Annotated in this window: 21 protein-coding genes; 9 read left to right on the forward strand and 12 right to left on the reverse strand. The window is 61.8% G+C overall.

Going from position 1 to position 24,923, the window contains the following annotated elements:
• Positions 1-37: 37 nt before the first annotated feature.
• The 3 genes from PNI01S_RS00680 to PNI01S_RS00690 form a co-directional block, all read right to left on the reverse strand.
• Entirely contained in the window at positions 38-1,306 is a 1,269-nt protein-coding gene (locus tag PNI01S_RS00680) for an NAD(P)/FAD-dependent oxidoreductase (protein WP_084357210.1), read from the reverse strand.
• Positions 1,303-2,394, reverse strand: a complete 1,092-nt coding sequence (locus PNI01S_RS00685) for a polyamine ABC transporter substrate-binding protein (protein ID WP_024765879.1) — start codon at positions 2,392-2,394, stop codon at positions 1,303-1,305. Before PNI01S_RS00685 ends, PNI01S_RS00680 begins: the two co-directional genes overlap by 4 nt.
• Positions 2,395-2,460: 66 nt before the next feature.
• A complete protein-coding gene (locus PNI01S_RS00690) occupies positions 2,461-3,759 on the reverse strand; it encodes an NAD(P)/FAD-dependent oxidoreductase (protein ID WP_084357211.1) in 1,299 nt (432 codons plus the stop codon).
• Positions 3,760-3,917: 158 nt separating this feature from the next.
• On the opposite strand from PNI01S_RS00690, the gene PNI01S_RS00695 reads away from it, so the two are divergent.
• Positions 3,918-4,826 carry a LysR substrate-binding domain-containing protein gene (locus PNI01S_RS00695; RefSeq protein WP_024765881.1) on the forward strand — a complete coding sequence of 303 codons (909 nt, stop codon included), beginning with the start codon at positions 3,918-3,920 and terminating at the stop codon, positions 4,824-4,826.
• 7 nt (positions 4,827-4,833) lie between these two features.
• Here PNI01S_RS00695 and PNI01S_RS00700 read toward each other — a convergent pair whose 3' ends face one another.
• From PNI01S_RS00700 to PNI01S_RS00710, 3 genes are all read right to left on the reverse strand, one after another.
• Positions 4,834-5,934: a M14 family metallopeptidase gene (locus tag PNI01S_RS00700; protein WP_084357212.1), complete on the reverse strand. Its 1,101-nt coding sequence runs from the start codon at positions 5,932-5,934 to the stop codon at positions 4,834-4,836.
• A 107-nt stretch (positions 5,935-6,041) separates the two neighbouring features.
• Positions 6,042-6,935, reverse strand: a complete 894-nt coding sequence (locus tag PNI01S_RS00705) for a LysR family transcriptional regulator (RefSeq protein WP_084357213.1) — start codon at positions 6,933-6,935, stop codon at positions 6,042-6,044.
• A 100-nt stretch (positions 6,936-7,035) separates the two neighbouring features.
• Positions 7,036-8,421 (reverse strand): APC family permease, encoded by a 1,386-nt coding sequence (locus PNI01S_RS00710; RefSeq protein WP_024765884.1) that lies wholly within the window; start codon positions 8,419-8,421, stop codon positions 7,036-7,038.
• A 628-nt stretch (positions 8,422-9,049) separates the two neighbouring features.
• Between PNI01S_RS00710 and PNI01S_RS00715 the strand changes: the two genes are divergently transcribed.
• A complete protein-coding gene (locus PNI01S_RS00715) occupies positions 9,050-9,793 on the forward strand; it encodes a class I SAM-dependent DNA methyltransferase (protein ID WP_084357214.1) in 744 nt (247 codons plus the stop codon).
• Positions 9,794-9,885: 92 nt separating this feature from the next.
• Here the strand turns inward: PNI01S_RS00715 and PNI01S_RS00720 are convergent, their stop codons facing one another.
• The 3 genes from PNI01S_RS00720 to PNI01S_RS00730 form a co-directional block, all read right to left on the reverse strand.
• Positions 9,886-10,938 carry a T6SS phospholipase effector Tle1-like catalytic domain-containing protein gene (locus PNI01S_RS00720; protein WP_024765886.1) on the reverse strand — a complete coding sequence of 351 codons (1,053 nt, stop codon included), beginning with the start codon at positions 10,936-10,938 and terminating at the stop codon, positions 9,886-9,888.
• Between the two features lie 541 nt (positions 10,939-11,479).
• On the reverse strand, positions 11,480-12,340 hold the full coding sequence (locus PNI01S_RS00725) for an SDR family NAD(P)-dependent oxidoreductase (RefSeq protein ID WP_024765888.1): 861 nt from the start codon (positions 12,338-12,340) through the stop codon (positions 11,480-11,482).
• Between the two features lie 294 nt (positions 12,341-12,634).
• The gene (locus PNI01S_RS00730) at positions 12,635-13,498 is read right to left on the reverse strand and encodes an AraC family transcriptional regulator (RefSeq protein ID WP_024765889.1); all 864 of its coding nucleotides are present in this window, start codon (positions 13,496-13,498) and stop codon (positions 12,635-12,637) included.
• Between the two features lie 281 nt (positions 13,499-13,779).
• On the opposite strand from PNI01S_RS00730, the gene PNI01S_RS00735 reads away from it, so the two are divergent.
• The 7 genes from PNI01S_RS00735 (at position 13,780) to PNI01S_RS00755 (ending at position 21,748) form a co-directional block, all read left to right on the forward strand.
• Positions 13,780-14,289 carry a sigma-70 family RNA polymerase sigma factor gene (locus PNI01S_RS00735; RefSeq protein ID WP_084357215.1) on the forward strand — a complete coding sequence of 170 codons (510 nt, stop codon included), beginning with the start codon at positions 13,780-13,782 and terminating at the stop codon, positions 14,287-14,289.
• Positions 14,286-15,242 carry a FecR domain-containing protein gene (locus PNI01S_RS00740; RefSeq protein ID WP_084357216.1) on the forward strand — a complete coding sequence of 319 codons (957 nt, stop codon included), beginning with the start codon at positions 14,286-14,288 and terminating at the stop codon, positions 15,240-15,242. The genes PNI01S_RS00735 and PNI01S_RS00740 overlap by 4 nt, the downstream gene beginning before the upstream one ends.
• A 113-nt stretch (positions 15,243-15,355) precedes the next feature.
• Positions 15,356-17,827 (forward strand): TonB-dependent siderophore receptor, encoded by a 2,472-nt coding sequence (locus tag PNI01S_RS00745; protein ID WP_084357217.1) that lies wholly within the window; start codon positions 15,356-15,358, stop codon positions 17,825-17,827.
• 538 nt (positions 17,828-18,365) lie between these two features.
• Complete coding sequence (locus PNI01S_RS00750; RefSeq protein WP_084357218.1) at positions 18,366-19,241, forward strand: S8 family peptidase; 876 nt, start codon at positions 18,366-18,368, stop codon at positions 19,239-19,241.
• A 103-nt stretch (positions 19,242-19,344) separates the two neighbouring features.
• Positions 19,345-20,301 carry a hypothetical protein gene (locus PNI01S_RS28255; RefSeq protein ID WP_143514240.1) on the forward strand — a complete coding sequence of 319 codons (957 nt, stop codon included), beginning with the start codon at positions 19,345-19,347 and terminating at the stop codon, positions 20,299-20,301.
• On the forward strand, positions 20,298-20,675 hold the full coding sequence (locus PNI01S_RS28260) for a hypothetical protein (RefSeq protein ID WP_143514241.1): 378 nt from the start codon (positions 20,298-20,300) through the stop codon (positions 20,673-20,675). Before PNI01S_RS28255 ends, PNI01S_RS28260 begins: the two co-directional genes overlap by 4 nt.
• A gap of 35 nt (positions 20,676-20,710) precedes the next feature.
• Positions 20,711-21,748 (forward strand): radical SAM protein, encoded by a 1,038-nt coding sequence (locus tag PNI01S_RS00755; RefSeq protein ID WP_159457338.1) that lies wholly within the window; start codon positions 20,711-20,713, stop codon positions 21,746-21,748.
• Positions 21,749-22,334: 586 nt separating this feature from the next.
• Here PNI01S_RS00755 and PNI01S_RS00760 read toward each other — a convergent pair.
• Genes PNI01S_RS00760 through PNI01S_RS00770 form a run of 3 tightly spaced genes read right to left on the reverse strand, consistent with a single transcriptional unit; the run spans position 22,335 to position 24,887 of the window.
• Positions 22,335-23,561 carry an acyl-CoA dehydrogenase family protein gene (locus PNI01S_RS00760; protein ID WP_084357220.1) on the reverse strand — a complete coding sequence of 409 codons (1,227 nt, stop codon included), beginning with the start codon at positions 23,559-23,561 and terminating at the stop codon, positions 22,335-22,337.
• A 48-nt stretch (positions 23,562-23,609) separates the two neighbouring features.
• The gene (locus tag PNI01S_RS00765) at positions 23,610-24,131 is read right to left on the reverse strand and encodes a hypothetical protein (RefSeq protein ID WP_084357221.1); all 522 of its coding nucleotides are present in this window, start codon (positions 24,129-24,131) and stop codon (positions 23,610-23,612) included.
• A gap of 27 nt (positions 24,132-24,158) precedes the next feature.
• On the reverse strand, positions 24,159-24,887 hold the full coding sequence (locus PNI01S_RS00770) for an NAD(P)H-dependent oxidoreductase (RefSeq protein WP_084357222.1): 729 nt from the start codon (positions 24,885-24,887) through the stop codon (positions 24,159-24,161).
• Between the last annotated feature and the right edge of the window lie 36 nt (positions 24,888-24,923).

The raw sequence follows: 24,923 nt of genomic DNA on the forward strand, positions 1-24,923 counted from the left end.
TCCTGTTCGGGTGAATGTCCGTGGTGAATGCCGCGCTTCAGCGTGGGCTGAAGCGGCTGGCAAGGAACGGCGTCACCGGCACGCTGGTGACGACATCGCTGGCCTGCTCGGCGAGCAACTGGCCGGTGATGGCGCCGAGGGTCAAGCCGATATGGCCGTGGCCGAAGTTGTAGAACACCTGCGGCAGCCGCCGGGACGGGCCGAGCACCGGCATGCTGTCCGGCACCGAGGAGCGGAAGCCCATCCACTGCGACACCGGCTCGTGCTGCAGGCGCAGGAAGCGCCGCGCGCCACGGGTCAGGCAGCGGTAGCGCGCCGGGCTCGGCAGCGCTTCCAGTCCGGCGAACTCCACCGTGCCGGCCACCCGCAGGCCCTGTGCCATGGGCGTCATGTAGAAGCCGCCGGCGCCCCAGCACACCGGGCGATTGAGCACCTCGCCGGCATGGCCGAAGAGCACGTGGTAACCGCGCTCGGTGTCCTGCGGCACGGCATCGCCCAATTGCTCCACCAAGGTGCGCGACCAGGCGCCGGTGCACAGCGCCACGCGGTCGGCGGCCAGCCGCTCGCCGGTCGCCAGTTGCGCCTGCACTGCGTCCCGGCCCTGCCCGGCCGGTTCGAGTCCCAGCAGTTCGCCACGGCGGAACTCGCCGCCCATGGCCTGGAAACGTTCGAACAGGCGCAGGCTCAGCGCGTAGGGATCGAGCGTGCGGCTCACGCCCGGCAGCTCCACCGCGCAGCTGGCGCGGGCGTTGAGTGCGGGTTCCAGCTCGCGCAATTCACCGCCTTCGACGAAGCGGATCGGCACCTCGAAGCGCCGGTGGTAATCCACCATGGCCTGGGCGCCACCGCGTTCATGCTCCTCGAAGATGTACAGCGAGCCATCGTGGCGGATCAGGTCATTGGCGCCGGCCGCGTCGAACAACCCCTGCCACGCCTCCATGCACGGGCGCAGCAGGGTATTGAGATCGTGGCCGATGGCCTCCACACGATCACGCCGCGAAGCCGCCAGGAACCGCAACAGCCACGGCGCGATGCGCGGCAGGTAGGCCGGGCGGATCGCCAGCGGGCTGTCCGGGCGCAGCAACATGCCCGGCGCCTTGCGCCAGATGCCGGGCGTGGCCACCGGCTCAACCGAGTAGGTGGCGAAGGTGCAGGCGTTGCCGAATGACGTGGCCAGGCCCGGCGGATTGCGGTCCAGCAGGGTCACGCGGAAGTCGCGGCGTTGCAGTTGCAGCGCGGTGGCCAGGCCGACCACGCCGGCGCCGATCACCAGGGCGTGGCGGCGCAGGTCGTTGGGCTGGGTCATTTGCCGCTCATCACTCGGGTCCACAGGCGGGTGCTCATGCGCATCCCGGAGGGCGACAGGGTCTTGATCGGGAACAGGGTGTCGAGCACTTCCTGCGGCGGATAGACGGCCGGGTTCGCACGCAGTTCCGGCTTCACGTACTGGCTCGCGGCGGCGTTGCCGTTGGGGTACTGCACGGCGTTGGTGATGTTGGCGATCACCTCGGGCTGCAGCAGGTAGTTCATGTAGGCGTAGGCGTTGTCCAGGTGCGGTGCGCCCTTGGGGATCACCACGGTGTCCACCGCGATGGTGCTGCCTTCACGCGGCAGGCTGTAGCCGATCTTCACGCCGTTGCCGGCCTGCTGGGCAGTAGTCATGGCCTGCAGCACATCGCCGCTGAAGCCGATGGCGACGCAGATGTTGCCGTTGGCCAGGTCGCTGACGTACTTGGACTGGTGGAAGTAGCGGATCGACGGGCGAATCGCCTGCAGCGCCGCCTCGGCCGCCTTGAAGTCGTCCGGGTTCTGGCTGGCCGGGTCGCGGCCGAGCACCTTGAGGGTAATGGGCACCATCTGGGTGGCGTTGTCGATCACCGCGATGCCGCACTGGGCGAGCTTCTCCGCGTTCTTCGGATCGAACAGCAGCTGCCAGCTGCGGGTGACGTCGGTGTTGCCGAAGAGGGCCTTGATCCTGTCCTCGTTGTAGCCGATGCCCACGGTCACCCAGAGGTAGGGAATGGCGTAGCGGTTACCCGGGTCGCTGACCTCGAGGATCTTCATCAGCTTGGGGTCGAGGTTGTTCCAGTTGGGCAGCTTGCTCTTGTCCAGCTCCTGGATGGCGCCGGCCTTGATCAGCCGCGGCAGGAAGTGGTTGGACGGGCTGGCCAGGTCGTAGCCGCTGGCGCCGGTCATCAGCTTGGCTTCGGTGGTCTCGTTGCTGTCCACCAGGTCGTAGGTGGTCTGGATGCCGGTCTGCTTCGTGAAGTTCGCCAGGGTGTCGTCGGCGATGTAGCTGCTCCAGTTGGCGATGGTGACGGTCGGCGCCGCCTGGGTGGTGCCAGCCAACAGCGACAGGGCCAGGCCTGCCAGGGTCATGGGACGGTTGATCATGCTGCCCTCGGTTGTTGTTCTTGGAGATGGTCTTTCTGGATGGTCGTGCGTGGGTAAAGCGATGAATCAGGCCTCGGCTCGCGCGCGGCGCACCTCCCAGGCCATGCGCAGCGAAGCGCCGATATCGAAGAACGGGCTCGGCGGCAGGTAGCCGGGAGTCGCCTGCGCCAGCACATCGGCCAGCACCGGCGAGCTTCCCCCTGTCGCCATCTCCACCAGCAGGCGCCCCCACAGGGTGCCGCGCGCCACGCCCGAGCCGTTGCAGCCGGCCACGGCATGCAGGCCCTGGTCGACGCGAGCGAAATACGGTTCGCCGGAGCGGGTGCCGCTCAGGTGGCCGGTCCAGCTGTAGGCGATGTCGGCGTCGACGATGCCGGGGAAACGCTTCTGCAAACCGATGAGATGGCGGCGACGGCGCTCGGCCAGCGCGCGGTTGTCGAGGTCGCGATGGCGGTACTCGACGGTGTTGCGGATCAGCAGTCGGCGCCCCGGCAGCAGGCGCACGGTGCCGCCACCGGGCAACGGCGCGAGCACGCCCCACTGACGCTCGCCGAACAGCGACTGCCAGCGTGGTTCATCCAGCGGGCGGGTGATGCTGGCGCTGAGTTCCAGCGGGAAGGCGCCGCTGTCGTGCAGGCCGGCGCGGGCGATGAATGCGCCCAGGCAGACCAGCACCTGCGAAGCCTGGACTTCGCCCTGGGCGGTGCGTGCCACCCAGCCCTGGCCGCTGCGGCGCAGGTCGGTCACGCCGCTCTGCTCGAAGATCTCCACCGACGCCGGCAGGCTGTCGGCCAGGCCCTTCACATAGCGCGCAGGTTGCAGCAGTGCGTTGCCGCCGGCGCAATGAATGGCCCGCGCATAGAACGCGCTGCCGAGCCGTTGCTCCAGGGCGGCGCCCTCGTAGTAGCGAGCGTTGGCGCCCACCGAGGCCAGCGTGGCGAGGATGCCGTCGATATCGCCCAGATGCTCGGCGCAGTGAGCGGCGAAGTGATAGCCGTCGTCGTAAAGCTCGCAGTCGATGTTCAGTTCGGCGATGCGCTGGCGGACCTCCTGCGCTGCCGCGATGCCGATGCGCGAGGCCACCTGGTAAGCGGCATGGCCGGGTTGCCCCAGGCGTTCGCCGGCCGCCGGCAACTCGTGGGCGACGACGAAACCGGAGTTGCGCGCAGAGGCGCCCTGGGCGATGCGCTGGCGCTCCAGCAGCACCACGCGCTGTTGCGGAAAGCGCGCAGCCAGTGTGTGAGCGGCGGACAACCCGGTGATGCCGCCGCCGATGATCAGCCAGTCCGCCCGCTGGGTTGCACTCAGCGTCGGCCGCGCGGGCAACTCGCCCGCCAGGGCGATCCAGCCGCAGTGATTGTTCATTGCCCGGCACTCCTTCACAATCCATGCGCCGGGCGTATCCAAGCGATTTCCCCAATGGCGCGTCATGGCCAGAATCTACGGGCAGTAGCGCTGGGCGCACCAACGCTCATTTTTCATCCTTGTATTCGCAAAACGCATAGATTGTGGAGGGACGGTTCATGGACAAACTGCTGCGCGTTCCCTCCCTGCAGGCACTGCAGGCGCTGGTGCAGGTTGCCGAATCCGGCAGCTTCACAGCGGCCGCGCTACAGCTGCACCTGACCCAGAGCGCCATCAGCCGGCAGGTCCAGCAACTGGAGGAGTACTACCGTGTGCCGCTGTTCGACCGCACCAGCCGCAAGGTGGCGCTGACCGACGCCGGCCGCGAGGTGTACACGGTGGCCGAAGGCATGCTGCAGCAGTTGCTGCGCCTGGAGGAACGCCTGGTGCCGGCCTCGGCGGACCGGCCTTTCCGCATCCGCATCTTCGTCTCGCTGGCGGTGCGCTGGCTGCTGCCGCGCCTGAGCTCCTTCTACTCGCGGCACCCGGAGCTGTGCCTGTCCATCGAGACGGTGGGCGGCGAAGTGGTGGACGACGGCGGTGACTGCGACGCCTACGTGCTCTACCTGCCCAGTGGCAGCGACCCCCAGGGCCGTGCGCTGACGCCGCTGTACGACGAATACCTGATCCCGGTCTGTGCCCCGCGCCTGGACGACGGCCAGGAGCCGCCGCGCTCACTGGAGGAACTGGCCCGCCACCCGCTGATCCACGCCTCCAGCGGCGGCCTGGAATGGCCGCAGTGGCTGCGCGCGCAGGCCGCGCCACCACCGGCGCAGTTCAAGCACATGCTGTTCAACCTCGACGACCTGGCGCTGGACGCCGCCACCCGCGGCCTGGGCGTGGCCATGACCGACCGCATGCTGGCCCACGACGCCCTGCAGCGTGGCGACCTCATCGTGCCTTTCGGCGAAGCACTGAAGACCGGCGGCCGCTACGCCCTGTGGCTGCGCGACAGCGGCGCCGCCCACCCGGCCTGCCAGGCGGTGCTCGACTGGTTCGAGGAGCAGCGCAACCCGTTGGAAGCTTGACCCGAGTTCAGGCCAGCTCTCGTGGAATCTCGCTGCACAGGCCCTCCACCGCTTTCCAGGCGGTATCCCGCGCGCGAGTCAGTACGGCCTGTTTCCACTGGTCGGTGTCGACGTAGAAGGCATCGCGCAGCTGCTGCTTGATCCGTTGCGCCGTTGCCACCGGCGCACCGGGGTTGCGGTGCAGCCACTGGTCCGCGCGCAGCGCTTCGAGCACTTGCGAGCCGGGCACGGTGCCGAACTCCAGGCTCATGGAGATCAGCAGCGCCTGCGGGCACTCCTCGAGTGCCGCGTGGACCAGCTTGCCGCTGAGCTTCACCGACACGCTGTTGCCCTCCTCCGTGGAGCGCACCTCGTCGCCCCACCAGGCGCGGGCGCGGAGCAACGCTGCGGGGCGCGGATCACCCGAGTAGATGTACTCGCCGTAGCCGGTCGGGCCGAGGCCGGTGTGCACGTCGATCCAGGCTATTTCGCGGCATTGCCGGCCATGCTGGCGCAGCACCTGGCGCACGGTGCGGTTGCTCCAGGTCGGCTGAGTGCCCGAGAAGAACAGGCCATCGGGATGACTCGCCTGGCCGGAGGAAATCGCCCGCTGCAATTCCCAGCGGCCATGGCGCAGTGCATAGCCGAGCAGCCGCAGGCGCCCCAACGGGCTCGGCCAGCGACGGGGCGCGAGTACCGCGTCCAGGCGCGCATAACCGGGGTTCTCCGGGGCCGCCTGGGTGAAGTCGCGGAAGTTGCGGTTGAGATCGACGTTCTCCTGGGTCCAGCGGCGCCACCAGGAAAAGCCGTAGGGGTTGGCGGCGTGCACGTAGAGCACCGCGCAGCCGTTGCGCAGCGCATGCTCACGAAATTGGGCGTCGGCCAGCAGAGCGCTCTGCACGCCGGAGCCGCAGAAACCTTCGACGCCATGGCAACCACTGCTGATAATCAATAGCCGCTTCGCGTCGGACGCACCTTCGCGGGCGACGTCCACCGCCAGCGTCTCGCCGTCGCGCCCGGTGAGCGGATGGACGTGGGAATCCACCCGCAAGCCGGCGGCTGCGCAGGCGTCGAGGAACTTGCTACGCGCCTGGGCATAGCTCTGGGCGAAATACGACGATGCATTCATGGAGACTCCGGCCGTTTCGGGTGGCATCTGGCGGCCGGCAGGATGCATCAGCGCGAAAGCGCGGAGTAATGATCTCTACACATGAGCATTGAAGCTGGTTATGCCGGTCAGATTTGCGCGGTGTTGAACGCCGTCACCATTTCCTCGGCCAGCAACCGGGCTTCGCGGGTCATCAACTCCTGCGGGCGAGTGACCATGGAAATGCTCGCCACCGGCGTGGCTTCGGCGATCTGCAGTGGCACCAGCACTTGCGCCACCATCGGCAACTGCAGCATGCGCTGCGACCAGAAGCTCACCGCATCGGTGCTGGCCGCCAGTTCGAGGTAGAGCAGCGAGGAAGAACATTCGGTGATGCGCTGGGGCGGCGCCACCTCGCGTTCACGGAAAAACTGCCCGGCCAGGGCGACTTCCAGCGGGTCGGACAACAGCCACTCCAGGTCCAGCAGTTCGTGCAGCGAGCGAGCCCCCGCCAGGGGATGCCCTTTGCGCACCGCCAATGCCGAAGGCTGCGGTGCCAGTTCGTACCAGACCTGCCCGTCGGCGGCGTCCTGCACCGGTTGGGTGGTCAGCACCAGGTCCAGCCGGCCTTCCTTCAGCCCTTCGAAGAGCTGCACCGAGCGCAGCTCGAAGATTTGCAGCTGCACATTCGGGTGCAGCTCGCGGTAGCGCTTGAAGCAGTTGGCAAAGGCGCGATTGGGCGTCACCGGCGACACGCCGATAGCCACGCGGCCGGCCATCTCGCCCTTGAGCGTACCGATCTCGTCGCGCGCGCGGCGCACTTCCTCGGTGACCAGCCGGGCCATGCTGACCAGCCGCTCGCCGTAGGCCGTGACCGTCACACCACGATTCGAGCGCACCAGCAGCGGCACGCCCAGCTCGCCTTCGAGCTCCTTCACTGCCTTGGACAGTGACGGCTGGGTGACCTCCAGCAGACGCGAGGCCTCCTGCAGGCTGCCGCTTTCGGCGATGGTGCGCAGGGCGCGCAGTTGATGCAGTTTCATGGCGCGATCCCGCCCGCTTCTCGAATTCGCGCCACCTTAACCAGTATCGGCTTCGCTTGAAAGAAGCCGGGGCCAGGCCCGGCTTCGATCCGACCGACGATCACTCCGCCATGTTCAGGTCCGGCAGCTGCTGCTGGAACATCCGCGTGGCGCTGGCCAGGCAGATGAACCCCAGGCACATCCAGCCGAAGCCGATCAGGAAGGACATCCCCGACAGGCTCGACCAGAGCCAGATGGTGCTGAGGAAGCCCAGGGCTGGCAGCGCCCCGTAACGCAGGTAGTTGCCCTTGCCGGTGAGGCGCTCATCGATCAGGTAGTGCTTGATCACCGCCAGGTTGACCGCCGAGAACGCGAAGAGCGCGCCGAAGCTGATCATGTTGGCGACGGTATCCAGGGTGACGAACAGGGCGATCAGCGACAGCAGGCTGATCAGGATGATCGCATTCGCCGGCACGCGTTTCTTCGTCACCAGCTTGCCGAATACACGGGGAATCGCCCCGTCCCGGCCCATGGCGAAGAGCACGCGGGAGACGCTCGCCTGGGACACCATCGCCGAGGCGAAGCAGCCCGCCACGTAGGTCGCGGTGAAGAAGGTCACCAGCCACTCGCCGCCGATCCGGCGCAGCACGTCGAGCGCCGCGGAATCGGCATCGGTGAGCGCCTGCCACTCGGGGAACACCAGTTGGCCGAAGTAGGCCATGACGATGAACAGCACGCCGCCGATCAGGGTTACCAGCATGATCGCTGCGGGAATCTGCCGGCGCGGCTCCGGGGTTTCCTCGGCCATGGTCGAGACGGCATCGAAGCCGAGGAAGGACAGGCACAGTACCGCCGCACCGGACATCACCAGCGGCAGGCTGAAGTGCTCGTCGTAGAACGGCTGGACCAGCGCCACCGGCTCCGCCTGGGCACCCAGGTGGCTCAGCGAGAGCGCGATGAACACCACCACGAAAACCATCTGCGCGACGATCAGCACCCAGTTGACCCGGGTGATCGACTCGATGCCGACGAGGTTGAGCAGGGTCACCAGCGCGATGGACCCGAGTATCCACACCGACAGAGGCACGGAGGGGAAGTAGTCGGTCATGTAGATGCCGATCAGCAGGTAGCTCAGCAACGGCAGGAAGATGTAGTCCAGCAGCAGCGTCCAGCCCGCCATGAAGCCGAAGGCCGCGCCGAAGGTCTTGCGCGTATAGCTGTAGACGGACCCCGAGTAAGGGTGCGCCTGCACCATGCGCCCGTAGCTGTAGGCGGTCAGCAGCATGGCCGCGAGGGTGAAGAGATAGGCCGTTGGCAGATGCCCCTTGCTCATCCGGGTCACCAGGCCGTAGGTGGTGAAGACGGCCAGCGGCACCATGTAGGCGAGGCCGAACAGCACCAGCGCCGGGATCCCCAGCGACTTGCGGAAACTGCGCGACGACGGCGATGGGGTATGGGCTGGATGGGCAGGCAAGGACGTAGCGGAAGCGCTTGTTGTTTTTTTCATGGCTGACTCATGGACTGCGAGCCTCTGGGCTCGTTGGACTGGAACGGCGCGATGCCGGTCGAGGCTTCCTGCGCAGCGGTCGGATGCCCGGTGACCCCAGCCGAAGCCAAGCCTCGGGCAGCCGCTGCCGGAGGACTCAGCGAGGGTCGATCGGGGCGGCCCGGCAAGCGTGCGGGGCCAGGGAAGCCGGGAGGCGGTGCATGGCAACGGCACCTTCCCGCATTGCGAGCCGGGGGCCGCCGCCCAGTGCGTCATCGATGAATGTCCGTGCTGCAAAACACCGCCGCCACTCGTTGAACGCTTGCACCTGGGCACTCCTGCTGGCCGCCTCGAAGGACGTTGTTGTTGGAATGGGGCGGCATGGTGCTTCAGCTTTTCGCCGAGGAAAATTAGTAAAAATATTTTCGCGGCCAATGAAAAAAATGGCCGTCCATTGCGGAGCCGGCGACCGGCTCCGCTGTCGGACGGGGTGGCTGGCCGTCAGCCCGGGCAACCCGGTCCAGGCGCCGGACGCTCGCCATGACACCTGCCTCGTCGACCACGCCAGTCCGATTTCCGCGGGGATCGGCCACGGCTGATGTACCATGCCGCGCCCAAACCTGCGGCGAACCCCTCTCCCTGGCTGCCTATGTCCTCCAACGCGCTGTACACCGACCTGTCCTCCTACTACGACCTGATGTGCGCCGACATCGACTACCAGGCACAGAGCCACTGCGTGCGCCGCCTGCACCAGCTGTTCGGCAACCAGGGGCACAGGCACCTGGACCTCGCCTGCGGAACCGGGCCGCACGTGCGCCACTTCCTCGACTTCGGCTACCAGAGCGCCGGCCTGGACATTAACCAGCCGATGCTGGACATCGCCCGGCAGCGCTGCCCCGAGGCGCACTTCAGCCGGCAGGACATGGCCAGCTTCCACGTCGACGAGCCGCTGGACCTGATCACCTGCTTCCTCTACTCGATCCACTACAACCCCGGCGTGGAACAGCTTCAGGCATGCCTTTCGAGCGTGCACGATGCACTCGCAGACGGCGGCGTGTTCTGCTTCAACAGCGTGGACAAGGGGCAGATCGACAACCGCTCCTTCGTGCGTCATTCGGTCGAGCACGAGGGTAGCCAGTTCACCTTCGGTTCCGGCTGGTACTACAGCGGCGCGGGCGAGCGCCAGGCCTTGCGCCAGAGCATCGAGAAGACCAGCGCCGGCGACACCCAGGCCTGGCAGGACGAACACGCGATGGTCGCGGTGACCTTCGCCGAGCTGCAGCGGCTGCTGGAGCCGCTCTTCGAGGTCCAGGTCTTCGAGCACGACTACGAACGGATCACGCCCTGGGCCGGCAGCTCAGGCAACGCGCTGTTCGTCTGCGTGAAACGCTAACGCGGGCCATGATATTCGCCGCGGCGTGAGCGACTGTGCCGGCCGCTCGACGAAGAACACGCAACCACGCCACCGGCCAGCGTGGCTGATCGTCAGCGGATCTTGCCCACCGGCGTGAAGTTGCCGGTGAGATGGCCGCCCACCGGGTTCTTCGGCTTGTACTGGGCATCGTGCTTGAGGCGGTCCTCCACGCTGGGATCGATCGCCTCCTGGCCGAAGGGCGTGTTGCCGATATCCCGGTAATACGGCGGGGTGAGCTGGCTGTAGGCGCCGCCCAGGAATTCCTTGTAGGAGTTGGTGATGGGCTGGGTGGTCGTGGGCAGGCTCGGGGTCTTGCCGGTATCCACCGCCAGGCCGCATTCGATCGCCTTGTTGACCATCCACACCAGGGCGATATCCGACAGGTTGTTGTCTGCGTAGCCACCGCCGACATTGGCGTGCGCACCGGAGAACCAGACCTGCTCCACGCGCTGGTTGGGCTTGCTCTTCGGGTCCCACAGCGTGCACTGATAATTCTTGCGCCACTCGTCGATGGCCAGCGCCTGGAATGCGTTGTGGACGATCGAGCTGAGCTCGGTGTCATGGAACTCGTAATAGGCCTTGTTGAACCAGTCGAAGGATTCCAGCGGCACACCCAGGGCGCCCACGGTATCCCAGATGCCGAGCATGTGGATGGAGATCACCCGCGAGAAATTGTCCCTGAACAGCTTGGCACTGTCGGAATCCGCACCCTCGTCGCGGGTCCGGTACAGGCCGTAGGCTTCGTTGGTCAGGTCGATGTGCTCGGGCTTGAGCAGGCCGGCATTGCGGATCAGCCCCACCAGGCTGCGCGCCGTATAGGCCCCACGGCTGAAGCCGAACAGGTAGATCTGGTCACCGGCCTCGTAGGTCGTGACCAGTTGCCGGTAGCCATCGAGGATTTTCTCGGAAAGCCCCACGCCGAATGCCCCGCCGGCGAGACGGTCGTACCACGCGGTGCCGACACCCTTGTCGTACCACTTGTCCTGCGTCGTGCCGTCCTTGTCGGTGGGCAGGATGGATGCATGCAGCTTCCACACATTGGTGCTTTTACTGCCCTTGATCTCGGACTTCGCATCCGGCGTGTTCCAGGTTCCGTCGAAGGAAATGATGATTTTCTTGGGCATGCCTTTTCTCCAACGCCAGTCGCTCTGGCTGCTCGAAACTTCCCGCTCCGTTGCTGCTTTCGCAGGCGAGATTCAAACCGGAAACACGAGTGGAGAAGGCCCTCGCAAGAATGCACGACGGATGACTTTTCATTCTGAGCAAAGGTCCGAAGCCCCTTCGACGGTATCGCCCTCGAGGGGCAACTGTAGTAGCCCGTCGACAGAGCTGCATCGCCGTACGGCGGACTGCGATTGCGGGCGATCTTGGTGGGCTGAGCTGACTTGCGCGCAGCGACGAGCAGCAGCGACCAACCCGTCCTGATGCCGGTTGATCATAGGGTTGGGCCCGGCATCCTGAAGCTCCTGCTCGATCGCACTGTCTGCAAGGTGCGGACTGATCGAAACTGCAAGCCCGACAGACAGGATCAGCATTGAGCCGGCAGCGGCCGCCGCGGGTGAAACACAGTCTCCCCAGGTGCAGGCCATACTCAGGGCGCGCCTGACGCCGCTGGAGAAAAAAGCCCAGGGTAATCTGGGCCTTTTATCCTTCCGCTGACAGGTTTCAGTTGCCCAGGCGCTGCACAGCTCCCGGGTCGATATCGGCATTGCCGTTGCGGGCACGCTCTTCGGCCAGGCGCGCGCCTTCGGCGGCAGTGAGCGCGAAAAGGCGCTCAGGGTCGGTGCTTCGCAGGTGCAGGGCGAGCTTCTCGGTACCCTCCGCCACCTCTATGCTGCGCAGACCGGCCGCCAGTCCCTCGACAATGCGCCGCGCGGCTTCGTCGGCAGGCATGCCGTTATCGATATTGACGTCGGAGCGACCGCGACGGGCACCGTCGCCACCCAGTGCGTTGACGGCCACGCCGGTGCGCACCGAACCAGGCAGGATCACGCTGACCCTGATGCCATGGGCCTGTTCGACTTCGGCGCGCAAGGCTTCGAAGTATCCGATTACGGCATGCTTGGCAGCGCAGTAGCCGGTACGCAATGGGGCACCGACCTTGCCGGCCACGGAGCTGACAACGGCCAATTGGCCACTCCCCTGAGCGACCAGACGCGGCAGCAACTGCTGGGTCAGGGCCACCGGAGCCAGGTAGTCGACTTCCATCAGCTCGCGGTAAACCTCGAAGCGGGTATCCAGGGCCAGGCTGCGCTGGCTGATCCCGGCGTTGTTGATCAGGCAGTCGATACGACCCTGCCAGGCCCAGGCCTTCTCCACCACCTGTGGCAGCGCGGCATAGTCGGTGCTTTCGAAGGGCAGGACCAGGGCACGCTGCGGCGCCTGCTCGGCAACGGCCTGCAGCGCGGCTTCGCGCCGCCCGGAGAGGATGACGCACGCGCCCTGCTGCAGCAGCAGGCGCGCCAGCGCCTCGCCAATGCCGGAGGATGCCCCGGTGATCCAGACCACTTGGTGATTGAAAGTCATGTGCCACTCCTTCTATTGGGTAGCCGCAGTCTAGTGTGCGCCGTGCCGCTCACCCCATGTCCGAGCCGGCCAAAGCGCTGGCCCCAGGGCCATGAATAAGTTCGCCGGTTGTCGCTGCACTCCAGGGTGCCGGCTGCAGATGATCGTCGGGCGCAAGGCGCAGCGCCCATCGTCGATCACCTTGAATGTTTGATCGTCCACTGGCGGTAGCGAATGCTTGTCGTCAGCGCGACCGGGCAGCACAAAGTGCCGCCGTCACGAATGCCTCGGACGACGGCAAAGTGCGAGCGAGTGCTATTGCAGCGGGATGTAGATATCCGTCTGCCATTCTTCCAGCGGCGTCTCAGGAAAGACGCTCAGGTAGTGGAAGAACAACGGGTGGTCACGGAGTTCTTCGTTACTGCCAGGCAGCCAGTCGCGATAGACCGGATAGATGCTCTCGCCGATGTGATCCGGCGAGCCGACGTGGCGAACGACCACACAACGGCCACCGGGAATGACCAGCTCGCGTACGCCGTAATCGTTCGACGCGACGGCTTCGCCGATCTCGCCGCAGATGTCGAAGCGAAACTGTTCTGTTGGTGTTGTGTCGGGGTTGCCGTAGGGAATGCCGAAAGTGCGGCTCGCGTCTACTGGCGACTGCCCGCTACCCATGCGCCACTGAATGAACTGGCGCACGCTCTCGTCGAGCTGTGCGGGAGGCCCGCAGTGTTCGAGGGCGGCGACCCGGACCTCGGCGAAATCGACGATACGTACCTGCATAGTGATGCTCCTGGAAAAATGGGGAATGGCGAAAACCGCATGCCAGGTCTGCCAATTCGGCTGCTGCCGGAAGGCACTGGGCGCCATGCCGAAGTCCCGCCGAAAGGCCCGGCTGAATGCCTCTGGGCTGTCAAAGCCGGCGTCGAGCGAGGCATCCATTACCGAGTATTCCGCACCAGACACCAGGCGATGCGCCGCGCGTCGCAGGCGCATCAGCTGCACATAACGCGCGACAGGCACACCTACGTAGGCTGTGAATTGCCGATGGAAGTGAAACGCCGAGAAATGCGCCACCTCGCTCAGCGTTTTCACCGAAAGGTCACCCTCGAGGTGCCCATCGATGTAAGCAAGCACGGAATCGAAGCGTTTGGCGTAGGCAGTCGGAATATCGGGCACCGGATGGAAGCTCCTGGTTATGCGGTCGGCGACAGAATCACCCAATCCGCAGTGGGCGCACCTAGCCGGATTTGCTCAGGTTACCCCCACGGCCGTCTCCGTCACCCGACTTTCCACCCTCATGGCAACGGCAGCCATGAGGGCTTGCAGGCGAGGAAAACGGCTGTGCGGGGCACTTCCGGCCAGAAGCAGACGCTCCCCAGCCGGCAGTTTTCAAGCATTGCCACATCCCGTATGATTGATAACGATTGTCGTTTGCAAATTGTTCTTGGGGGATTGCAATGCAGGGAGATTCGTCGCTGCAATCGGTAGGGATGCTGTACCGCGACCATCACGGCTGGCTTCGCGGCTGGCTGCGCCAGCGCCTCAACGACTCCGCTGATGCGGCCGACCTGGCGCAGGACACCTTCGTGCGCGTGCTGATGGCCAAGAGCGCTGGGGTGATTCGCGAACCCCGTCACTACCTGCAGACCATCGCACGGGGACTGGTGATAGACCTGTACCGCCGGCGCTCACTGGAACGGGCCTATCTGGAAGCGCTGGCCCTGCTTCCCGAAGCGGTCCGGCCCGCCCTCGAAGAGCAGGCCCTGCTCCTCGAAGCGCTGACGGAAATCGACCGTATGCTCGATGGCCTGGGGCAAAAGACCCGGCAGGCCTTCATCCTGTCACAGCTGGAAGGACTGACCTACAGCCAGATTGCCGAGCGACTGGGCATCTCCATCCGTACCGTCAACAAATACATGGCCAAGGCCATGGAACACTGTTGCCTGGCGATGGTGCGCCTCTCGTGAGCGACGCCCTCATTCCGAATGAGCGCCAGGCCATCAGCGAAGCCGCGCGCTGGTATGCGCGACTCGCCAATGAGTCGACTGCAGCCAGCGATCAGCAAGCCTGGCAGCGCTGGCTGGCGGCCGACCCGATCAATCAGCGCGCCTGGCAGCGCATCGAGTCGGTGAACCGGCAGATGGCCCGGGTGCCGGGTCGCCTGGCTGCTGCAACACTGGCTTCGACCGGACCATCGAGGCGCCAGGTGCTGCGCAGTGTCGTGGTGCTCGCTTCTCTGGGCGGTCTGGCCACACTGGGTTGGCGCAGCGATACGCGCCAACGCTTCACTGCCGGCTACAAAACCGCAGTGGGTGAGCGCCGCACTTTCACCCTGGCGGATGGCAGCCAGATGCTGCTCAACACCGACAGCGCGGTGGATGTGCGCTTCGACGCGAACCAGCGCCTGATCATCTTGCGTGTCGGCGAGGTGCTGGTGAGCACCGCCAGCGACGCCCTCGACAGGCCATTTTTCGTCCAGAGCCCCGATGCCAGCGTACGCGCCCTGGGGACTCGCTTCACCGTGCGCAGCTGGAGCGGCGGCACTGATGTGGCGGTCCTGGAAAAAGCCGTCGAAGTGACTGTTCCGGGACAGCGCAACGCCCTGCGCCTGGAAGCAGGCCAGCACACCCGCGTCGCCTCCGGAGTCATCGGCCCCGTGCAGGCCAACAGCGCCTCGGTGGGCGCCTGGGAACAGGGCAGCCTGATCGCGCTCGACCGCCCGCTGGGAGAGTTACTGGAAGATCTCGGGCGCTACCGCCATGGCTTGCTGAGGTGCGACCCACGCATCAGCAGCCTGCGCATTTCCGGAGCCTTCCCCCTGGATGACACCGACCTCGCGCTGCGATCCCTGGAGCGCAGCTTCCCCGTCACGACGGTGTATCGCACGGGGTATTGGGTAACCGTGATTCCACGCAGCTGACGCCTTCGGGATGCCGGCGAAAAATAATTCTGAACACCGTGCACTTTCTTCGTCCCTGGTTCGGCTTTCCCGGCATCAGTGACCCACTTGGTCACCACTACCGGGGAGAGACCATGTTGTATCCGTTCGTTCGCCATCGGCTCGCCATCCAGGTGCAGGCCGCCCTCTTCAGCCTCGCCGTTGGGGGCGTATCCGCCATCCAGGCCGCAGAACCGGTACCGACCGGTGCGGTGCAAAGCGTCCGGCAGTACGACATTGCCGCCGGCTCACTGACCGAAGTGCTCAGCCACTTCGCCAGCGAGGCCGGGGCAGCGCTTTCGTTCGACGCCAGCAAGACTGCCAACCGGCACTCGGACGGCCTGCATGGCAGCTATTCCAGGGAGGCCGGGTTCGCCGCCCTCCTCGCCGGCACCGGCCTGCGGGCAATCGATCAGGGTGGCAGCTACGTGCTGGAGGAAATCCCGACAGCCCTGGAGATGAGCGACACGGTTGTTACCGGTCAGGGCCTGGGAGCGACGACGGAGGGCTCCGGCTCCTACACCTCGAACGAAGCCACGATCGGCAAGTCCACCCAGCGACTGAGGGACATCCCGCAATCGGTTACCGTCATTACGCGCAAGGCGATGGACGACCAGCGCCTCGACACCCTGGACCAGGTGCTGGAGAAATCCACCGGCATCACCACCTATCAGAGTCCGTCCGGCGGTAAGTACATTTACTCGCGCGGCTTCGAGGTGGAGACCATCCAGTACGACGGCGTTCCGCTCGATCGCCGCTACTACGCCATCGGCAGCAGCTTCACCTCCGATACGTTGCTGTACGACCGCGTCGAAGTGCTGCGCGGTGCCAACGGCCTGCTGCAGGGCAGCGGCAACCCCGGCGCGGCCATCAACCTCGTGCGCAAACGTCCGAAGGCCGAGCCGTCGCTGTCCCTCACCGCCAGCGCCGGCTCCTGGGACACCTACCGGCAGAGCATCGATGCCAGTTCTCCGCTCACTGCCGACGGCAAGCTGCGTGGTCGCCTGGTGGCCGCCCACGAGGATCGGGAATACTTCTATGACACGGCGGAAAGCCGCAAGAACGTGCTCTACGGGATTCTCGAATACGACCTGACCGACGATACCAGGGTAGCCGCCGGCGCCAGCGTGGAAGACCTGCACTCGACACCGTCCTTCGGCGGCCTGCCGCGCAACAAGGATGGCAGCGCGGTGCACGCGGGCCGCTCCACCTTCACCGGCGCCGACTGGAACAAATGGAACAACAAGCAGACGACCTACTTCGCCGACGTCACCCATGACTTCAACGATGACTGGCGCCTGAATGCCTCGGGTAGCTACATCCGCGAGACCAACGACATCCTCTACAGCTTCGGCCGGGGGGCGGTCGACCCAGCCAGCGGTGACGGCATGCAGTCACGCGCCTACCTGTACGACTTCGAAAACATCAACAAGGGCGCTGACATCAACCTCGCCGGCAAGTGGCGCGCCTTCGACCTGGAGCACCAGGTGGTGGTCGGCGCCAACGCCAGCGACCTGAAGACCGACGACCTGCAAGGCGGACTGCTCAACCTCGGGCCGATCAACATCTACGACCCGGTATCCCCGCGCGAACCAACCGAAGAAGAGATGCTCAGCACCACCTATGCCGGCACCTCCAAGGGTCATATCCGCCAGAACGGCCTCTACGGCGTGGTGCGCTACAAGCTGGTCGAGCCGCTGACCCTGGTTCTGGGCGGGCGCACCAGCAACTACCAGTACGACTACGAGCTCACCCGCTTCACCACCTCCTCGCCCACCCCGGCGCATTCGAAGGAAACCGGCGAGTTCACCCCCTACGGCGGCCTCATCTACGAGCTGAACAACCAGTGGTCGGCCTATGTCAGCTACACCGACATCTTCAAGCCGCAGACCGAGCTGACGCAGGATAGCGCCTCGCTCAAGCCGATTGAGGGTTCGAATTACGAGATCGGCCTGAAAGGCGAGCTGATGGAGGGCCGCGTGAACACCAGCTTCGCGATCTTCCGTGTGGACCAGGAGAACCGTGCGCAGTACGACTACGCCTCAGAGTGCGGGCAGAACGGCGAGGACAACTGCTACGTGGCCAGCGGCAAGGTTCGCGCCGAGGGCTTTGACGCGGAGATCAGCGGCGAAGTGCTCAGGGGCCTACAGCTGTTCGCCGGGTACACCTATACCTCGACCAAGTTCCTCAACGATCCGGGCGACGGCACCTCATCTTCCGGCTCCACCTTCAACAGCTACACGCCGCGCCATCTCCTGCGCTTCTGGGGTGACTACAACCTGCCGGGAGCACTGAGCCAGTGGACCGTCGGCGCGGGCGCCAGCATCCAGAGCGAAAACTACAACACCAACTTCGGTGGCACCGGTGGCGTAGGCGATATCAAGCAGTCCGGCTACGCCATCTGGAACGCGCGCCTGGGCTACCAGATCAACAAAAACTTCAGCGTCGCCCTGAACGGCAACAACCTGTTCGACAAGAAGTACTACTCCTCCATCGGCTGGCTGAACGCGAGTAACCAGTACGGCGACCCACGCAACTACGCCGTCACCCTGAAAGCCGACTTCTGAGGTGCTTGCTTTGGACCGGTAGCCGCCTCTCAGCAGGGGCAGCTACCGGCCAATAGCAGACACCCCACTCAGGGTCTAAGCGAAGCGGACTCCGTAGCATATTGGACAGATGAACCTATATCCGCTCCGACCAGAGCAAATAATCTCCATACTCATCATCGCCCGCTTCCGCGCAAACTCACCAGCGAGATAAGCATTACGCTGGAGATCGTGTTGCTCCAGTCGATCTGCAGCCACCTGCACGCGAACCTTAAAGAATGGGAGACCCCAAGCTCTTGCCCTTGCCGAGCTTTCGCTTTATCCCATACGCAACTGTGTGCTCAGTACGGAACTTCCCCCTAATCGCGAGCAGCCATGATGGAGCCCTCCGCTCGCCGCAAACTGACTACGATCCTGAGGCTCTCTACCTGCGCACATAGGTAGCCATGCGCATTTATTCCAAAAAGGTATTGCCTGACTATTTGACAGGTTCTGGTAGACGTCTATTTGTAAAGTATCCTGATAGCTTCAACAAAATATTCAAAACGCGCGAGGGGCCATGGAACCTTCCTCAAGTGCCTTATTAGTCGATAGAAGAAGCGCTAGGCATACATGTGTATCAATACTCGATACTGGCTTTAGGCCTGAGCTTATATATAGATCAGCTCACGGTTATGAATGGTTGACAGTTGGGCGTAACTGGGTTGAACCAGATACTCCGCCTATTGATATTGAGGGACATGGAACAGGCGTTCTATCGATATTGGCTGCGGATCGCTCAGGCTTGAAAGGCGAAAATACGACATGCAATGTGTTAGTAAATAGGGTGCTTGGCACAGGCGGAAGAAACATCCAAAGAAACTGGGCCGAAGCTATATCTTACTCACTGAGCCACTTTGACTCGATGGGACTTAGCGGAGTTATCTTGTTGACTTCAGGAACATGGGGAGCCTCTGGCGAGCTAATTCGCGCCATTGATATGGCCCGTGAGAGAGACTGCATCCTGGTTACGATTGCACACAATGACAATATCCCTCTAGCTCGATATCCTGGACGTCTTTCTGAGTCAATGGAAAATGTGATTTGCGTAGGGGCAACAGACAATCTTGGCGGGCGATTAGTATGTAATGAAACGTCAAGAGGCTCTAACTATGGAAGCGGTGTAACTCTATATTTTAATGGCCAAAATGTTAGGGCTTTAGACTTAGGTGGCTCTATATGTGAAGTTTCTGGCACATCCGCATCAGGAGCAAGAGTTGCCGGCGTAGTTGCATCAATCCGCCAGATCAATCCGGCACTTAGGCCTTCAGAAATAAGGGACATACTACTGCGCGCCTCCATCAAAGCTGATGGCCACACAGTTAATAACCTAGATCCAAGTGCTGCGTATCATTTGGCTAGAGCTAAGGCGGCAGACGATGGCTATTCGCTCTGAGCTATTGACTTCTACCCCCAGAGCCCTCGGGAGCGTCGTTCTTGAAATCCAGGCTGTGAATTGCTGGCTGTCGTGCCAACACTGCTATGCAGGCAACTTCTCAGTGACAAAGAAACAAATGTCGCTAGAGGATGTATTTTCATGTATTTCATTCTTTAAAGAAATATCTAAAGAACCCTTAACTGTATACTTGTATAAAGATTTATTGGATTATGGCGAGAAATTCTCCTTCATTGAAGAGCTTTCACGGCTCAGACTGAAGGGGGCAATTGAGCTACTACCAACTCATGGCTGGGCACGAGGAGACGACTCAAAGGAAACTGCATATAGACTGGCAAATAGCGGAGTAAAAAAAGTATGGCTGACATTGCACGGCAATCAAAATGAACACGATTCTTTTGTAAGGCGACCTGGTGCATATCAGCGTATTTTTGACTTCGCCCAGAGTGCGATTAATTCCGGAGTCGGTGTCAGTTGGAATTTAATGCTTCGCAAATCGAACCAGTTGAGCCTCAAATCTCTACTGAGCAACGATGATGTACTTTCTCTGAGTCAAGAGCTATATGTTTCTGTTCCAGGCGGACTGGGGAATGGTCGTTCTATTATTCACGACATCCCAGAGATCGAAACTGTAAGGCAATTTCAAAACTTGGGCATCATGACATCTACGGATATCTTCTCAGAAGCCGAGTGGGAATTTCGAATAAAAAACCTTAACAGACTATCAACAAAGTGCGCCATGGAGCCTTATGCTGAAATCAGGATTATGCCAGATCTGTCCATTATGCTGCATGACTTCCCTCACGATAGGGTTATAGGGAATATTTCCACTGATACCCCGAAAACGATCCTTGAGAGGATCTATTCGGCAAACAGCTTTGTTGGCCAACTAAATAAACGAGAACCAACACAAGAGTTGCTGGATCTCTGCGAGGAGCAGAGCAAAGGCGGCAAGGATGCTTATTGCATATATGGCGTAGTAAGTCGCTGGATAGATAGGCGAACTTTTCATGAGCGCTGTTTTGAGGCAAATCCAATATCTGTGCTGGAGAAATCATGAGAATAAATCTATTTTTGAACAAGCTTTCACACGATCATTCCTTTTTGCTGGAAGATGGCATGGCTGCTACAGGATGGATTCATGGAATGCCCAAGCCAGACATGAACCCCTCACTACCAATTAAGAAATTAATGGGGGAGGCAGATGGGTGCGAGCATCTATCCCACATAGGTTTAAGAAAAGAGGAGTGGGGGGCGTTTCTAGTACATGGCCCGTCGGCCTCTGTCTATCAACTTGATCATGTTGCAACGGAGCTATTTCGCAGATTAAAGACTGGGGAGTCCCTTAAGGACATAAGGACTAACTTAGGCGCGATTTCTGTCAGCGAACTGGATGAATTTGAGCGATTGGTAAAGGAATTTAATTTACTTTAGGGGGCATCATGGGGAGTCATGATATCTGTCTAACCATGTCTGCACCCTTAGATGTGGAGCTAGATGTCACAGGCAAGTGTCAACTGGATTGCACATACTGCTCGGCAGCACCACTCATGGGGGCGGAGATCGCAACGGAAAAGGCGGTATCGCTTATCAAGAATATGGGGGAGCTTGGCGTTTTCTCTCTGTTAGTTTCAGGGGGGGAGCCTACAATCCACCCTGGCATAGTGGATATCATGAGATGTGCCTCCCAAAACATTCCTTCTATTACCATGAACACAAATGGCATACGCTTGGCTAATATTTCATTTGCCAAGCGCATGCATGATGCTGCCCCCAATGCGATGTTTTCGATAAGTTTGGATGCCGTTGATGTGGAAGTGAACAACATACATCGCGGGTCTGGTGGCGCGCAGGCTAAAACGGCGATTCATAACTGCCTTTCATTGGGGCAGCTGGTCAATATATCCTGCGTACTGACCGAGGACAACATTGACGCCGCCTATAGCATCTTAGACTCTTACTCCGACAGCGTTAGAAGATTCTCTTTCTTTCCAAGAGTACCAAGATCAAAGGGCGAAATTTCTTCTGCTAACAGAGCGAAGCCATTTTGGGAGAAGTTCAACAGGTTCATTGAGCACGTTAATGCCAAGTATCCTCCCGGCGGAGAGATATATGTTATGCTGCCTTTTAAAAGAATCCAAACAGACAGGCGAGGCGGGCTTTTTGACTATGTTGAAGGCTGCTGCTGCGCCTACACCAGACTGTATATAGACTCCGCTTTAAATGTATACCCCTGCTACTACTCTGCCGGCCCCGAGAACTTAATTGGATCTTGTAATAATTCCACCCTATCAGAAGTGTGGAGTGGCACCTCTGCTGGCCGCCTTCGAGAGAGAGCATCGCGAGAGTGTTTATGTAAAGTGAGCTTTTTGTCGGATGAAATTCCTTACAGGTTTTCGAATTCAGAGCATGTAAGCCGTATGAGCAAGCATGAACAGTTAAGGAGCGAAGCTGGTGAAGGTTGGCGTGCTCTAGTCTGGAAAAATAACTCTGAAGCCAATAAGTGATCTGCCCATCTTATGAGCTTCCGCTCAGAAGCGGCTACTAGCCGGAAGCAGCTCACACAATGGCCTCGGATACCCCAATGCTTGGTTCAAATTCTTTGAGGGGATCTGAACCCACGACCTACGCGATCATCAGACACCCAGGCACAGGGGGGATTGGATACACCGGAAATCGCTTTACAAAACCCTAGCGAAGCTTAGACTTTTGGCCAACGGCACGATGTCTACCAAGTCCAAGTGATCGGCTAACTGCGCTGAAAACTCTAGGGTTTTTGGGGCTCATAGGGGTTAGGCCACATCTCCCCCCGGCTCCACCAAATTCCCGTTTTCCTTCGTTAGAAATTCTTCTAAAGCTCCCCTTCTTGCGGCTTCTAAACTCCTCCGCAAATCTAGTCAGGGCCTACGATGAGCTTTGAAATGAAGGGATTCCGTTGCAGATCCTTATGGAGGAGTCCGGCGAATGCCCGCTTTGGGTCGGTAGCGGCCTCTCGCCAGGCGGCAACTACCGGCAATTAGCGGGCTTCAAGAAGGGTATGTAGCAAAGACCAAGGAGCCCCCGACCTGAGTCGGGGTGCTCCGTTGAATTTCGTCAGCCAACCAACGATTTACCGAAGATCTGCCGGGCTATGACCATCCTCTGAATCTCGTTAGTGCCCTCGTAGATCTCGCTGATCTTGTTGTCCCGGTAGATTTCCTCGACCTTGTAATGACTGCCGTCCTCGGACAGTTCGCGCAGGAAGCCGTAGCCGCCAAAGATCTGCACGCCGTCACGCGCCATGTCACCTGCGGCCTCGGTTGCGTAGAACTTGGCCATGGCTGCCTCGGGCTCGGGAAACTCGACGCCAAGGTCCATGCGCAAAGCGGCCTTGATGTAGAGGTTTCGCGCGTTCTCGATCTGAGTCGCGCGCTCCGCCATGCGGAACTGCCAGTGCTGGAAAGCACCAAGCTTCTTACCGAACGCCTCCCGGCTACGCAGGTGTCCGACCGAGTGGTCGAAGGCCGCTTGAGCCATGCCAACGCCGGTGGCAGCGATACCGATACGCCCATAGGTCAGGGTGGACAAGGCCACGCGCAGCCCCTGGTTACGCTCGCCGATTCGACGTTCGATGGGCACCTCGACATTATCGAAATGCACGTCGGCTGTGAGCTGCCCGCGATTGCCCATCTTCCGGTCTGGCTTGCCAATACGGACGCCGGGCTGGTCGGTTTCGACGGCCAGCTCCACCATTCCGTCGTCTTCGCTTCGGCACAGCACCACTATGAAATCGGCAACCGGCGAGTTGGTGATGAAACGCTTGTGACCATTGATGATGTAGCTCTCGCCATCGCGACGGGCAATGGTGGCCACCGCGCTGGGCGACAGGTCGGTACTCGCCAGGGGTTCCGTGGTGGCGAAGGCGCCGATCTTCTCGCCGCTAATGACCGCCTTCAGATAACGTTCGCGGATGAAGTCACTGCCTCTTTCCAGGGTGCGCCCGGCAAGAATGCAGTGCACATCAAATACCGCTGCAATCGAGTTGCTGTGGTAGGCGAGCTCCTCGCAAGTCGTGGCGGTGGCGAGTACTCGGTGCTCAAGGCCACGCCCGCCGTCACGCTGCTCGAAGGGAATACGGAAGATGCCCTGACGGGCCATCGCGTCGAACACGTCTCGTGGAAAGCTCTCGACGCTCTCGTCCCTGTGGGCGATCTCATAAGCCCGGGGAGCGACGAATTCGTCGGCGAAAGCACGCACCTCCCGGCGAACCTCGCGGATGGCCTCGGAAGACATCAGATCGTGATACAGCTCATCCGCCATGCGGATCGGACCTTGGCTCATTTTTACCTCGACGTGTAACTGACTCTGGAAAGCTCCGGACGAGCCCCCTTAATTCCCGGCAGCGGCCGGGCTTGCACCAAATCCCACCTTGGGGATCGTGTGGCCGTATTTCAGGAAGAAGTCCTCTGCGTACCCGGCGATCTCTCGGTGCCGGCCGGCCAGGGCCATCCGCATCAGCTCGATCTGCAGGTCTTCCTGTTCCACCATGTAGTCCAGGAATGCCGAAGCGCCGGACGGCCCCTCCGAGCAGAGGTCGCGCAGCCACTCTGCATAGGCGACGGTTTCCTTGAGGACGAATTTCACCAGCACCACCATCAGGCAGCGCGGCACGGAAGAAACCAGCCACGCCTTGAGCTTCGTGGCGAAGCCCGGAGCGGGGTCCAACCCCCAGATCAGGGCGGCGGCTTCGTAGCGTCGGGCATTGAGGACTTCCAGGTCCCAATAGGTCTTCCAGAACGAGAACCACGGATCGCCTTCCAGGCGGCCCGCCATGCGCCTGACAGTCATCAGCGCAAAGGCGCGATTGGCCAGTTCATGTTTGAAACCCTTGAGAAATTTTTTGGACGGCATGGCGACTCCAACATCAATGGCAATGAACTACGGCAGGCTTTCGGGGGACGCGGAGCCGGCGCGCGGACGCAAGTTCCCGTCGAAGTCAGCGAGCTTGGGAAATACCAGAGGTGCACGCTCCTCCAGCGTCAGCAGGTGCTCGCAGTAGCTGTTCAGGTAGTCCCAGCGCTCGGTCTCACTGATGTAAGGGACGTGGTAGGCGATGAAGGGCGGAAGCACTTCAAGACCGACGTAGGCCAGCATTCCCTGGTGGATCGGCCGCAGCAGCGTCTCGATCTCGCCGTGCACGGCACCCTTACCGAACATGTGGGACTGCCCGCCGAGGGTGAACGCGAGCATGGCCTTCTTGCCCTTCAGGCCACCCTGGTCATAGATCCTCCGGCCGCCGTAGCAAAGACCGGAGACGAACACACGGTCGATCCAGCCCTTCAGGATGGCGGGCATGCCGAACCAGTAAATTGGGAAGCTGAAAATGATCAGGTCGGCCCACTGAAGCTTTTCCAGTTCAGTGCTGATGTCCTGGGCGAGCGTTCCGTTCTTCAGGTTATGGCGCTGTTCCAGCGCATAAACCAGATACTCCTCGTTGTCGCGGCTGCCGAAGTCCGCGGCGCTGGCCACCGGGTTGAATCGTTGGGCGTAGAGGTCGGAGACCCTCACTTCATGCCCCTGCTCGCTCAGGATGACCACCGCCAGGTTCTTCATGGCGGTGGTGAATGAGCCCGGTTCGTTGTGGGCATGCACAATCAAGACATTCATAACTTCTTCCAGATTTTCGCGATTGAAACAGGTGCT

Source organism: Pseudomonas nitroreducens NBRC 12694 (genome assembly GCF_002091755.1).
Lineage (GTDB): Bacteria > Pseudomonadota > Gammaproteobacteria > Pseudomonadales > Pseudomonadaceae > Pseudomonas > Pseudomonas nitroreducens.